Annotated in this window: 9 protein-coding genes; 6 read left to right on the forward strand and 3 right to left on the reverse strand. The window is 66.3% G+C overall.

What is annotated here, in order from left to right; translation table 11 throughout:
• Positions 1–80 precede the first annotated feature (80 nt).
• Positions 81–2,753 carry a DNA polymerase I gene (gene polA / locus JOE66_RS09195; RefSeq protein ID WP_205108753.1) on the forward strand — a complete coding sequence of 891 codons (2,673 nt, stop codon included), beginning with the start codon at positions 81–83 and terminating at the stop codon, positions 2,751–2,753.
• Positions 2,754–2,971: 218 nt separating this feature from the next.
• Here the strand turns inward: polA and JOE66_RS09200 are convergent, their stop codons facing one another.
• The 3 genes from JOE66_RS09200 to imuA' form a co-directional block, all read right to left on the reverse strand.
• Positions 2,972–6,481 (reverse strand): error-prone DNA polymerase, encoded by a 3,510-nt coding sequence (locus JOE66_RS09200; protein WP_205108755.1) that lies wholly within the window; start codon positions 6,479–6,481, stop codon positions 2,972–2,974.
• 135 nt (positions 6,482–6,616) lie between these two features.
• Positions 6,617–8,209: a DNA polymerase Y family protein gene (locus JOE66_RS09205; RefSeq protein ID WP_205108757.1), complete on the reverse strand. Its 1,593-nt coding sequence runs from the start codon at positions 8,207–8,209 to the stop codon at positions 6,617–6,619.
• Between the two features lies 1 nt (position 8,210).
• Positions 8,211–8,942, reverse strand: coding sequence for a DnaE2-dependent mutagenesis accessory factor ImuA' (imuA', locus tag JOE66_RS09210; protein ID WP_307827131.1), 732 nt, complete (start codon positions 8,940–8,942; stop codon positions 8,211–8,213).
• Between the two features lie 204 nt (positions 8,943–9,146).
• Between imuA' and JOE66_RS09215 the strand changes: the two genes are divergently transcribed.
• The 5 genes from JOE66_RS09215 (at position 9,147) to JOE66_RS09235 (ending at position 13,580) form a co-directional block, all read left to right on the forward strand.
• The gene (locus tag JOE66_RS09215) at positions 9,147–9,431 is read left to right on the forward strand and encodes a type II toxin-antitoxin system Phd/YefM family antitoxin (RefSeq protein ID WP_205108759.1); all 285 of its coding nucleotides are present in this window, start codon (positions 9,147–9,149) and stop codon (positions 9,429–9,431) included.
• Positions 9,428–9,832: a type II toxin-antitoxin system RelE family toxin gene (locus tag JOE66_RS09220; protein WP_205108761.1), complete on the forward strand. Its 405-nt coding sequence runs from the start codon at positions 9,428–9,430 to the stop codon at positions 9,830–9,832. The genes JOE66_RS09215 and JOE66_RS09220 overlap by 4 nt, the downstream gene beginning before the upstream one ends.
• 213 nt (positions 9,833–10,045) lie before the next feature.
• A complete protein-coding gene (locus JOE66_RS09225; RefSeq protein ID WP_205108763.1) occupies positions 10,046–10,627 on the forward strand; it encodes a hypothetical protein in 582 nt (193 codons plus the stop codon).
• Between the two features lie 13 nt (positions 10,628–10,640).
• Entirely contained in the window at positions 10,641–11,525 is an 885-nt protein-coding gene (locus JOE66_RS09230) for a lytic transglycosylase domain-containing protein (RefSeq protein WP_205108765.1), read from the forward strand.
• Between the two features lie 3 nt (positions 11,526–11,528).
• Positions 11,529–13,580: a protein kinase domain-containing protein gene (locus tag JOE66_RS09235; protein WP_205108767.1), complete on the forward strand. Its 2,052-nt coding sequence runs from the start codon at positions 11,529–11,531 to the stop codon at positions 13,578–13,580.
• Positions 13,581–13,786: the final 206 nt, after the last annotated feature.

A 13,786-nucleotide genomic window follows, 5' to 3' on the forward strand; every position in this document is an offset into this window, starting at 1 on the left:
GGCATGGCGCGACGCGCGGCGCTCTGAGCTGTGCCGTGGCATCGGGTGTCGCCGTCGGCCCCCCTGTGTAGGCTTGCCCTGTGCCGGATACCGAACAGCCCACCCTTCTCATCGTCGACGGTCACTCGCTCGCGTTTCGTGCGTTCTACGCCCTGCCGGTCGACAGCTTCCAGACCAGAGACGGTCAGCACACCAACGCCATCCATGGCTTTGTGTCGATGCTCCTCAACCTCCTGAAGAACGAGAAGCCGACCCACGTTGCCGTGGCGTTCGACATCTCCAGGTTCTCGTTCCGCACGCGCGAATACCCCGAATACAAGGGCACCCGGGGCGAGACGCCACCGGAATTCATGGGCCAGGTACCTCTGCTCAAAGACGTTCTTCATGCGATGAATATCGAGACCCTCGAAAAAGAAGATTTCGAAGCCGACGATATTCTCGCGACCCTCTCTGTGCAGGGTGCCGAGCAGGGCTTCCGCGTTCTCGTCGTCTCCGGCGATCGCGACACCATCCAACTGGTGAACGACAACGTCACTCTGCTCTACCCGTCGCGCCAGGGTGTCACCGACCTCACTCGCTACGACCGTGACAAGGTCTTCGAGCGTTATGGCATCGAACCGCACCAGTACCCCGAAGTGGCGGCCCTGGTTGGCGAGACGAGCGACAACCTGCCGGGCATTCCCAAGGTCGGCGAGAAGACTGCCGTCAAGTGGCTGAAACAGTTCGGCAGTCTCGACGAGATCCTGCGTCGCTCCGACGAGATCGGGGGCAAGGTCGGCGAGAGCCTCCGCGAATTCCAGGAGAACGCGGTGCGCAACCGGCGCCTCAACCGGCTGCTCACCGACGTCGAGCTGCCCGTCGGGCCGGCCGATTTCACCCGGCGACCGATCAACGAGCAGGCCGTACGCGACATCTTTGCCCGGCTCGAATTCCGAACCCTGCTCGACCGGGTGTTCAAGCTCGACGGCATCGTTTCGGAGCCGGGGGCAACAGCATCCGTCACCGTCGACGAGACGGCCGTCGTCGCCCCCGTACCGTCTGCGTTGCTCGACGAGGAGCTCGAGGCCTGGCTCGCACGACACATCGTGGCTGAACCCTTCGGGCTCGCCCTCAGTGTGGAACTGCTCGACGGCAATCCCATCGGCTTCGGCCTCGCGTCGTCTGAAGCGGCTCTTTTTCTGCCGTGGATCCCCGACAGCCGTGACTACCTGCCCTTCGAGAACTGGCTCGCGAGCGAATCGCCCAAGCTCCTGCACGGGGCGAAGACCCAACTCAAGGCGATGATCACGGCTGGGTTGACGGTCGCCGGCATCACCTTCGACACCTCCGTGGCCGCATGGCTGTTGAAGTCCGACGGCACTGCGCCATCGCTGGCCGAGCTGGTGGATCGCGAGCTCGGCGAAACGCTGCCGACCCCCGACCCGAACCAACTCGTGCCGGCTGACGAATCCGTCGTCGGCCCGGCAATCGAGGCCTGGTTCGTCGGCCGCGTTGCGCGGGCGCTGAACGACCGGCTCGAAGAGGGCTCGCGATCGGTGCTCGTCAACATCGAGATGCCGGTTCTCGCCGTGCTCGCCCAGATGGAGCTCGACGGAGTCGCGGTCAGCCACGCGCAACTGGCCGAACTGTCGGGTGAACTCTCGGCACGGGCATCCGACCTTGCTGCCCGGGCATTCGTGATCATCGACAAGGAGATCAACCTCGGGTCACCCAAACAGATCCAGGAGGTGCTGTTCGAGCAGCTCGGCATGCCCAAGACACGGGCGACGAAGACCGGGTACTCCACCGACGCGGTGTCACTGGCCGACCTGCAGGCCAGTTCGCCGCATCCGTTCCTCGACCTGCTGCTCTCGCACCGCGACGCCACGAAGCTGAACCAGATCGTCGAGACGCTCGACAAGTCCATCGCCGCTGATCGACGCATCCACACCACCTACGTGCAGACCGGTTCAAGCACCGGTCGCATCTCCTCCACAGACCCGAACCTGCAGAACATCCCCGTTCGCACCGAGGAGGGCCGACGCATCCGCAAGGCCTTCATGGTTGGTGAATCGTACGAGACGCTGCTCACCACCGACTACTCGCAGATCGAAATGCGCATCATGGCGCACCTCTCCGAAGACGAGGGGCTCATTGCCGCCTTTCAATCGGGCGAAGACCTTCACCGCTTCGTCGGCGCACGCATTTTCGGCGTCGAGCCGGCCGATGTGACGCCGGCCATGCGCTCGAAGGTGAAGGCCATGTCCTACGGCCTCGCCTACGGCCTGTCGGCCTTCGGGTTGTCGAAGCAGTTGCGCATTCCGCGCGACGAGGCCAAGCAGCTCATGAGCGACTACTTCGAGCGATTCGGCGCCGTGCGCGACTACCTGCGCAACGTCGTCGTGCAGGCGCGCGAAGACGGCTACACCGAGACGATCTTCGGTCGACGCCGCATGTTCCCCGATTTGGCCAGCGCCAATCGCGTCTTGCGCGACAACGCCGAGCGCCAGGCGTTGAACGCACCCATCCAGGGCACGGCCGCCGACATTCTGAAGATCGCCATGGTGAACATCTCAGCCGACCTCGCTGAACGCGAACTGCAGTCCCGCATGCTTCTGCAGGTGCACGACGAGCTGGTCTTCGACGTGTATCCGGGCGAATGGGATGCCCTGGCCGACGTCGTCACGACCCGCATGTCGACAGCAGCCGAGCTGAAGGTGCCGCTCGATGTGCAGCTCGGGCGCGGCCAGAACTGGAACGAAGCCGCGCATTGACGTTCGGCGCCGTCACTTCGGGCGGAACACAGGCATCGTGGTGCCTCTGGCGGCAAGATGTTCGCTCAGCTCCGCCCGTTCTCCCTGCGGCCGGGCGGCTTCGTGCCGCGCACCAGCGTGCGGCAGCTGCACTTCGGGCGGAACACAGGCAACGTGGTGCCTCTGGCGGCGGCATGTTCGCTCAGCTCCGCCCGTTCTCCCTGCGGCGGTGCGGCTGTTCAGCGGAAGTCGCGGGAGCGGGTGGGGGCGCCGAGCGGCAGCAACTCGAAGCGGTCGGCCACGAGGTTGAGGATGCCCTCGGGGGAGCGCTCGATGATGCCGCGCACGACCATGGCCGGGGCCTCGCGGGCGACCCGGCGATAGCGGCTCCACACGCCCACGCTGCAGATCACGTTCAGGATGCCCGTCTCATCTTCGAGGTTGACGAAGGTGATTCCGCTCGCCGTGGCCGGCCGCTGCCGGTGCGTGACGACTCCGCCCACCTCGATCCGGCGACCGTTCTCCGTGGTCTCGAGAGCGGCGATCGAGAGCGCTCCGCGGTCGTTCAACCAGTCACGGGAGTGCGAGACAGGGTGGTCGTCTGGCGAGATTCCGGTGCTCCAGAGGTCGTAGATCACCTGCTCGGTTGGGCTCAGCATCGGCAATAGGGGCGGTTGCACGCTGACGTGCGTGCCTTGCAGGTATTCGGGACGGTCCTGGGCGGCGTTGCCGGCCTCCCAGAGCGCTTCGCGACGCGTCAGGTTCAGGCTGGTGAATGCTCCGGCCGAGGCGAGAGCCTCCATCTGCGTGGTGTTGAGGTCGTTGCGGCGGGCCACGTCGGCCATGTCCCGGTATGGGCCGCCCCGGTGGCGTTCGGCCACGATGCGTTCGGCGACCTTGTCTCCGATCGAGGTGACGTCGGCGAGACCGAGGCGCACGTCGAGATTGCCGTCGCGGCGATGCTCGGCGAAGTCGGCCAGGATCGCCCGGTTGAACGGCACGGCGACCGGCGGCTGGTCGTGCAGGATGCACTCGTGCCGCCCGGTTGGCTCGGCGGCGGTTCCGACGGCGATGTCGTCGCGGGGTTCGAGGCCGGCCTGCACCCCCGAACGCTGGATGTCGGGGCGGTGCACGACGACACCGTGCCGCCGGGCATCCGCCACCAGGGTCTGCGGCGAGTAGAACCCCATCGGCTGGGCGCGCAACAGTGAGGCGAGAAAAGCTGCCGGGTAGTGCAGCTTGAACCAGGAGCTCGCATAGACGAGCAGGGCGAAGCTGTTCGAGTGGCTCTCGGCGAACCCGAAGTTCGCGAAGGCCTCGATCTTCTGGTAGATCTGCTCGGCCACATCGGGGGTGATCCCGTTGGATGCCATGCCGGCGAAGAGCTTCTCACGCAGCGACGAGATCTTCTCGACACCGCGTTTGGAACCCATGGCCCGACGCAGCAGGTCGGCGTCTTCAGCCGAGCATCCGCCCACAGCCTGCGCGACCTGCATGAGCTGCTCCTGGAAGAGCGGCACCCCGAGCGTTCGTTCGAGCGGTTCTTCGAGCAGGGGGTGCAGGTACGTCACGGGTTCGAGCCCGGTCTTGCGACGAATGTACGGATGCACGGCCCCACCCTGGATGGGACCAGGCCGGATCAGCGCGATCTCGACGACGAGGTCGTAGAACCGCCGCGGCTGCAGGCGGGGGAGTGTGCCCATCTGCGCGCGACTCTCGACCTGGAAGACGCCGATCGAATCGGCCCGGCACAGCATGTCGTACACCCCCTGTTCTTCTTTGGGGATGCTCTGCAGCGACCAATCCTCGCCGAGGTGCTCACGAACGAGGTCGAGCGAGTGTTGCAGCGCCGAGAGCATGCCGAGGCCGAGCAGGTCGAACTTCACCAGGCCCATCCACGCGCAATCGTCCTTGTCCCATTGGAGCACGGTGCGGCCATCCATTCGCCCGTTCTCGATGGGACAGACCTCGCCGACCGGCCTGTCGGTGAGCACCATTCCTCCCGAATGGATGCCCATATGGCGGGGAAACTTCAGCACCTGCTCAGCGAGCCCGATCACCTCGGCGGGAATGTCATGCTCTTCGGTCGAGATCGTCGACCCCCAGCGCTCGATCTGTTTCGACCACGCATCCTGCTGGCCGGGACTGTGCCCGAGTGCCTTCGCCATGTCGCGCACCGCGAACTTCGGCCGGTAGGTGATGACGTTCGCGACCTGCGCCGCGTTGCGCCGCCCGTACTTGCGATAGACGTACTGGATGACCTCCTCCCGTCGATCCGAATCGAAATCCACATCGATGTCGGGTTCTTCGTCACGCATGCTCGACAGAAACCGTTCGAACGGCAGCTTGTAGAAGATCGAATCGACCGCCGTGATGTCGAGAATGAAACAGACGGCGGAATTCGCGGCCGAGCCACGGCCCTGGCAGAGAATGCCCTGGCTTCGCGCGTAGTGCACGATGTCGTGCACGATCAGGAAGTACCCGGGGAAGTCCTTCTGTTCGATGACCGCGAGCTCCTTCTCAATGCGCGCCCGGTTGTCGGCCGTGGCATGGGGGTAGTGCGTGGCCATGCCGTCGGCGACCAGCTTGCGCAACCAGCTCATCGGCGTGTGCCCCTCCGGCACCTTCTGCCGGGGCAGTCGTGGTTTGGCGGTGCGCAGCTGGAAGGAGAGGTCGTCGGCGACCTCCACCGTGCGCTCGACCGCCCCGGGGTACCGCGCGAACCTGGCCGTCATCTCAGCACCGGAGCGAAGATGAGAGCCGGCGGATGCAGGCAACCACCCTTCGAGGTCATCGAGACTGCGCCGTGCCCGAACGGCCGCGAGGGCCTGCGCGAGGGGAAACTGCTTCGGTGTTGCATAGTGCACGTTGCCGGTCGCGACGGTGTTCACCCTGTGTTTCGTCGCCAGCTCAGCCAGCGCGTCGTTCGTGTCGCTGTCGAGCGGGTTGCCGTGGTCGAAGAGTTCGACCAGCACGTTGTCACGGCCGAAGAGGGCAACGAGCCGGTCGAGCTCGCGCGAAGCCCCGGGCAAACCCTCGGCTTCGAGCGCCTGGCGAACGACACCCTTGCGGCAGCCGGTGAGAACCATCCACTCGACGCTGCCGGTGCCACCATGGCCCGCCTCTCCCGTCAGTGTCGAAACGGCTTCGCTGCCGTCGGCTCCGCTGCCACCGCGGGCCTGGTCGGCGAGCAGCTCGAGATCATAGAGCGGCCTGCCCTTCTCGGCATCGCTGGCGAGCTGGGCAGAGGTGATCGCACCGGCAAGCCGGTGGTAACCCTTCTGCCTGCGGGCCAGGATCACGAGGTGGGAGCCCTCGGGGTCGGCCATTCCGTTCTGGGGCTTGGTGAGCCCGAGCGAGAGCTCCGCACCGAAGATCGTGCTCACGCTGGGATGCGACTCTGCGGCTTCGGCCAGGTGTACGACCCCGTAGAAACCGTCATGGTCGGTGAGGGCGAGCCCGTGCATCCGGAGCCGTACGGCCTCTTCGAGCAGCTCTTCGGGAGAGGAGGCACCGTCGAGAAAGCTGAAGTTCGAGTGGGCATGCAGCTCGGCGTAGGGCACGATCGGGCCGTCGTCGGCAGGCTCGGGTGCACGGGGCTGCTCGGGTGGGGGAGTGTACGGCTGCCGTTTGCGCGAGAAGGCCGGCCCGTCACCTCCGTCGCGGTCGACGGGCGCGCCGGGCCGTCGCGTGTCAGAGAGCTTCTTCTCGAGCTCTGACCACGGGATGGCAGGGTTGTCGAAGCCCATCAGCGCACCCAACCTTCATTGTCTACGTGAAGGTAAGACTGAACCCAGGCTCCGAATTGAGTTTCAGTGAGGGCGCTGTAACCTTCGACCTCAAGGTTAATCTTAGAAATCTGTCGACTGGATACTCCGCGACGTTCAGTCATACCGAGCCTCCGCCCACCACTCGTGCTCGTGCAGGGCCAGCAACCAGGCAGTTCCCTCTGCGTCAACCACCTGGAAACGGTGGAACGACCGCGCCTGCTCCTGATCCCACCAGCGTTCGAACACTGGCCAGGGGCCGGCCCAGGCGGTGAGTTGCGGCAGTCGAGGGGTAGCACTCTCTTCAGAGAACCGGGCGGGAACACCCGTCAGCACACCGCGCTCGGTCACGCCGACCGGGCCGCCGTCTTCGGCCTGCACGCTGACTCTTCGGGGCCTCTCGAACACCGTGGAGGGCGCCGGAAGCGGAATGCTGCCAGGCCACGGCTTACCCCCGAGCTCTCTCTCCTTCGGCCGGGGGTCACCCCACGGCACCAGGATCTGCCGCTCGCTGATGCCGCGCCCGCCACCGATCGCCGCCGTCATCACCCCGCCGTGCCCGAGCAGGCTCTGCACGCGTGAGAGCCCGTGGTGAACGCGGTCGTCTGGCGTGCTGCCCCAGAGCCCGGTCTCGTAGTTACCGATCGAGTCGAACCCCTCTGGCAGCACCCGCACCTTCGTGATCGGCGACCCGAGCGCACCGTTGCCGTTGCCGGTTCTGCCCTGCACCTGCCAGCGAATGCGGTCGAGCACATCAGAAGCACTGAACCACCGGGGATGCCCCCACGAACGCTCGTGCACCCCGCCGTTGTCGGTGTGAATTTCGACCCGGATGCCCGTGCACACCAACAGCGCCCGAGTGAGTTCTTCGACGAACCGTTCGGCTGTCGTTCGAAAGGCGAAGGTGACCTGGTCGACAAGCTCGAATGGAGGCTCGAACGCCAGCTCGATGTCACGCAACTGCGGCGGCAGGCGCGGAACGACCCGCCGGGCATCTCTGCCGCTTGCGAGCGTGTGCGCGTACACCCCGGTCTCACCGAACCGCGCCCGCACGTCACGAAAGTCGAGTGCGGCGAAATCGCCGAGGGTCGTGAGCCCGAGCCTTCGCAGCAGGGTGGCCAGCGCCGGGTCGCCGATGGCCTCGATGGGCTGGGGTGCGAGGAATGCCGGTGAGCCGCCGGCGGGAACGACACGGATGCTCTGCACCCCCCGCATGCGCACAGCCTGTTCGGCAGCGAACCGGCCGTCGGCGATGGCAATGCGTGCCGACGTCGTCTCTTCGGCAACCCCGGGGTCAGCAGACCCGGAGATCTCCAGCGCGGCCAGCGCCGTGAACAGCACCTTCGCCATCTCTTCTTCACCGCCGTAGTAGCGGGCGGGGCCGCGGGAACGCAGGGCACAGGTACCCGGCCTGATGAGCTGCACACCGGGCATCAGCTCTTCGATCGCCGAGACGATCGGCTCGAAACTGCGGTGGTCGAGCGCCGGGTCGTAGTCGAAGACCAGCAGTTCGGGGCACCGCGCCTGGGCCTCACGGATGCGCTGGCCACGCCGGACCCCTTCACCCCGCGCGCTCGGGGAGCACGCAAAAACCAGGCCGTGGTCGACCAGGGCAATGGGCAGCGTCGGCTCGATCTCTTCTGCGTGCGCGTGTGCCCGAACGGGCCAGTCGGGAAACCAGATCACCAGGGTGCGTGTGACATCAGTCATGTCAGCTCGCCCTCTCGCTGAGGGTCGGTTGCAGGCCAGTCAACCGACTTTCGGCCACACGACCCTGCTCCGCCACACGCACCTGCTCAGAGGAATCGGGCAGCCACAGCCTGGCCGTGCGCTTCTGCCCCCGGAATGCCCGGCCGGCAGAACTCACCGTCACCTGCCGGCTCGCCAGATGCCCGTGACCCTGCCCGATACCGCCCCACTGGCTCGCCGTGATGCGCAGGGTCGCCTCGCTCTGCGGCCAGCCCCCCAGCACGATGAGGGTGGCCTCGCGCTGGCGGATGCGCGCGGTCAGCCGTGCCACCACCGAATCGCTGAGGCGCGGGGGAGTCACGGTGACCACCACCGTCACCACGTCGATCACCGCAGACGCCACGGCCAGCCACTGTTCACCCGGATGCGGCACCAGAACCAGCCGTTCGAGGTCGATACCCGACCGGCTCGCCGCTTCGGCACCGAAGTCGGGCAAGCCGATGACCCCGCACCAGGCGCCCGCCGCAGAGGGGCCCGTCATCAGGGCCATGACCAACGCGTGCGACCCCTCGACCGAGTAGGCGGCCCCCGCCTTGAGCGCACCGCCCGGCAGAAGGGAGGCGAATGCGGGGGAGGTGTTCAGGCTGCGTGTCTCGAGTTTTGTGCTCTGCATCTGCCGGATGCGTTCCTGAAGTTCGCGCACCGCTGACGCCGCGGGGGAGGCTTCGGCGAGGAGCAATGCAGGTTCAGGCACCCTTCAATATTCGAATATATGTTCGAATAAGTCAATTGCGCCCAGCGTGTCGTTCGCTGAGTTATCCACAGATAGTTGGCTCTGGTACATCGTTCGACCATGGATGCCGCACTGTCGTTTTCATGAACATTCACTCCAGCAACAACACTGTCTCAACACGCTTCAGAAAAGGCCTTCCAGAAGCCCTAATTCGGGCTTTTGGGCGTGCAGATACTTCCCATTTCGCACGTCAAAAATCGCCTCAACGAACTTGTCGATGCTGCCTCGCTCATCAATGAGCAGGTGACCATCACGAAGAATGGTTCTCCTGCCGCCGTGCTCATCGGCGCCGACGAGTGGGAATCACTGCAGGAGACTCTCTTCTGGCTCTCGCAGCCCGGCATCCGCGCATCCATCGACGAGGCGAAAGCACATCTCGACTCTGGCGAGGGATTCACAGAAGAGCAGATCCGTTCAGAGTTCACTGTCCCCAGGCGCCGCGACCGGTGAGCCACCCGGTCATCTTCTCGTCGACTGCACGCCAGGATCTCCACACCATTCCTCCACGCATCCTGCCCGCCATCATCGAATTCATCTATGGCGACCTGGCCGCGTCTCCCCGCAGGGTCGGCAAGCCGCTGTCGCGTGAACTCAGCGGAATCTTCAGCGCGCGGCGAGGGAGCTACCGAATTCTCTATGACATCAGAGGCGATGGCACCAGAGGCGATGAAATCACAAGTGATGACATCAAGAACGGAGACATCAACTGCGGCGACAATCACCCCAACGACATCCGATCCGCGATTGTCGACCGTGAACCGGCGGAAGAATCATCCAGGACCTCAAGAGACGACCAATCCGGCATGGTCCGAATTCTTCGCGTCGACCATCGTTCCGACATCTATCGCTGATGAGGCCCGATGGTCTGAAGCCGTGGGCCTGCGAGTGCACTGATGAACCGGCAGTGAGTCAGCTGGACACCTGACGTACACGTCTCCTTCACTTCGGTGAGGGTGAAAAGCCACTCACACCCGCCAAGGTACTGGCTGAACGCATCGCGTTCTCAGCCCGACTGAGCTCATCAGGCCGCTGAGCTCATCAGACTGAGTGAACCCGAGGATCCCGTGTCAGCCAGCCCGTGCATCGTCTTCTCGGCGTTCCGCACGAATTCCGAGCCGATGATCCGCGCGTGGTCGGCTTTCCGCCAGCAGGTGAAGGTCGGCGAGAAGACCACAGCGACGAACACCGCGGCCCAGAACACCGCGGAGCCGACAAGGGCGCAACTGACTCTCAGCGAACCGCCGGCCACACGAACGCCAAGTACAGCCGCACCGAGCCAGTCGGGCATCTGGCGCCTGCTCGCGTCGAACAACCGCGAGGTCGCGCGCAGCTCGTACCTCTATACCTCGTTCGTCGCCGCTCGCGGGCACGTGCTCTACCTGCAGCAATCGGTCGACGACATGCAGATCACCATCGTGAATGGCCCGACGGCAGGCACCCACGGGTGGTTCGCGAGCATCGACTCGTCAGCCGTGATGACCTGCGCCCGCTGGTACGGAGCAAGTGCCTCGAGCCTCGAGGCTGCCGTGACCACGCTCGCCGCCTTGCGCAGTGCGACGGTGACAGACGACCCGAGGCGTACGGCCACGCCCGGCCAGCGCAACCGGCCCCTCACTTCGACACCATCGCGATCTGCCGCCTGGTAACCGGGCACTGACCATGAGAACCAGCATCACCCTTCTCGTCACCGCACTGCTCGCCCTCGGCGGCTGGCTGACCTACAGTGCCGTCACAGCCCCCGGCCAGTCCGCCCACGCTGCAATCGGGGTGCCCGGGCAGACCGACCTCGCGGCTCTGGCACCGGACGCTGTCACCCCCGTCGACCCGTCACCCCCCACGCTCCCCGAACCCACGTCACCGACTTCGTCGGCATCGGGTACCTCTGACGCGTCAACCACGACGGCCGGCCCCGGACTCGCGGGTACCACTGCAGGCGCAACGGGGACCACTACATCGAGCAACACCGGCAATTCACGCAGGGTCGACCGTGCTTGGGCGCAGCGCGCGGTATCGGCCACGGGCATCCCGTATCGCGCAGTGCTCGGCTATGCCGGCGCGACCATCGCTCTGCAGACTGAGCAACCCGCGTGCCACCTGGGCTGGAGCACCCTTGCCGCCCTCGGCAACATCGAGTCTGGGCACGGAACACATGCCGGTTCGCGCATACAAGACGACGGCTGGGACACTCCCGGCATCTTCGGCCCCTCACTCGACGGCACAAGCTATGACGCGATCGCCGCCGCGCCGACGGGCACCACGGGTAACGCGGGCGGCACGTCAGCCCAGTGGGCCAGGGCCGCGGGGCCACTGCAGTTCATCCCCTCGACCTGGGCCCAGTGGGGCGCAGACGGCAACGCCGACGGTGTGGCCGACCCCCAGCAGATCGACGATGCGGCGTTGACCGCCGGGCGCTACCTCTGCAGCTACGGGGATCTGTCGACGGCAGCGGGCTGGCGAGCATCCGTCTTCGCCTACAACCACGTCGAGACGTACGTGGACTCGGTCGCAGCGACGGCGAATCTGTATGCCGCCGAGGTGGGGTGACCCGTGCAGCACGCATCGGAAGGGCTCATCTCCGGGCGATTTAGGCTCGGCGACCTGCTGGGAAGCGGTGGTTCGGCCTCGGTCTTCGACGCGGTCGACGTCACGGTACCGAACATCGGTGCCGCACCTGCCGCACCTGCCGCACCCGACGAATCTGATGCACCCGATCCTGGGGCAGCACCCACTTCGTCGCCGGGGTCGGAAGAGGCGCCAGGTTCTGACTCGACGCCCCTCGAAGCGCCCGAAACCCATGTCGCGCTGAAGATCCTGCACCCGCACCTGTCGCGCTCGCCCGAAGCCCGTGATGCCTTCTTCACCGAGGCGTTGGCGGCCGAGAAGCTGCGGCACCCGAACATCGTCGCGGTGCTCGGCGTCGGCGTGCATGACCCTGAGGGCGAGCCACTCGCGTGGATCGCCCTGGAGCGCGCACCGGGCATCACGCTGGCCGAGTTCGTCGAACTGAACGGCGCGCTGAGTGTCTCGAGCAGCCTGGCCCTTGCCGATGGTCTCTTGCGCGCACTCGAGGCGGCCCACGCTGTCGGGCTCGTGCACCGAGACGTGTCGCCGGCCAATATCATGGTCGAACCCGGGCAGCACACCGTTCTGACCCCCGAGGCGGTGCGGTTGGTCGATTTCGGCCTCGCCGACGCAGCCGGGCGCCCGGTGCTCGGCGCCGACATCCTGCGGAGCATCCAGCCAAACTCCGGCGACTCGAGCACGCGGACGCCGGGGCCCAGCGACGACACACTGCCCTCCGCGCAGAGCGCCTCGCCGCTCGGCGCACTTGGAGTGCTCGGCAGCGCCAACTACATGTCGCCCGAGCAGGCCCTCGGCGAAGCCGTCGACGAACGCGGCGACATCTACCAGGTTGGTGCGGTGCTGCACTTCGCGCTCACCGGGCGCCCACCGTTCGTTCGCGACTCGACCTCTGCCGTCATGCGGGCCCACGTGAATGCGCCACCGCCCGTCCCGTCGGTGCTGTATTCCGGCATTCCCCGTGCCGTCGATCGCCTGGTCGTCAAAGCGCTGCTCAAAGACCCGGCCAGTCGCTACCGCTCTGCCGCCTCCATGCGTGAGGCCGTCCTTCTCCTCGAAGTGCGAAACACCGCGCTCAACGCGCAACGAACGGTCATGCTGCCCCAGGCCGGCATCACGACACAGATGATCGCCCCACCCCCGCTCGCACCCCGCCGCCCCACGGGCCCGCCGGGGCAGGGGCGAACGGCCGCCACCGCACGCCAGCAGCCCCCATCCGGCCCGGTGTTCACCGGAGTCTCCCGGCCCACCGCCGCCGCCGCAGACGTTACACCCGCCCAGGTCACTCCCGGCCAGCTCGGTGCAGCGTCGGACACTCCGGCGACATTCGGCAGCAGGCGCCAGCGTGGTGGGGGAGCCGTGTGGGCCGGCATCATCCTCACGCTGACGGTCGTTGCCGTGGCGTGGGTGCTCGCCACCACGTCGAACCCGAGCTCGTCGACAGCAGCAGGGACGGGTTCAGCGAACCCGGTCAGTCACGCGGCAACGCCGTCTGCGACTGCCAGCGCAGAGCCGAGCCAGACGCCGGTGGTCACCGCGGCCGCGAGCACTGCTCCCTCACAGGTCGCTGCGCCCACTCTGGTTTCGCTCACTCTGGCCGACGCGAGAGCAGCACTCACGGCAGCAGGACTCACGCTCGGAAGCATCACGTCACAGGACTCCAATCGAGCTGGTGACACCGTGCTGTCGGTTTCACGCACTGCGGTCACCAGCGTCGATGCGGGCAGCGCGGTCGACGTCGTGGTCGCCTCCGGCTCGAACGCCGTGCCGGTCGTCACCGGGCTCGGTCAGAGCGACGCGATCGCGAGCATCCAGTCAGCGGGTTTCGCCGTGGTGGTGCAGACGCAGGTGAACGGTGCAGCTGCGCCCGGCACGGTGACCGGAACGCAACCGGCCGAGACGTCGTCACTGCGGCTCGGCAGCTCGGTCACCATCGTCGTCGCGACGGCCCCTGCCACACCTGCCCCGACACCGAGCACCACGGGCACGCCGACACCGTCAGCGACCCCGCACGCATGAGCGTGCCGGCCCACTCTCACGCCATCGCGTCGGCCCGGGCATCCACCCGTCGTGCGCACGATACTCGTGACCCTCGCACTGGGGGCGCCGGCCGATTTCTGATCATGCCGTGTCCATACCTCCTTCACCCTCCCGGCCCCGGGCGTTCACCTTGCCCGGTGATTATCAGGCCTGTGGTGCGGAGCCTGCCCGAGGCATGCCACAAG

Origin of the sequence: Subtercola frigoramans (assembly GCF_016907385.1) — a bacterium.
GTDB classification, from domain to species: domain Bacteria; phylum Actinomycetota; class Actinomycetes; order Actinomycetales; family Microbacteriaceae; genus Subtercola; species Subtercola frigoramans.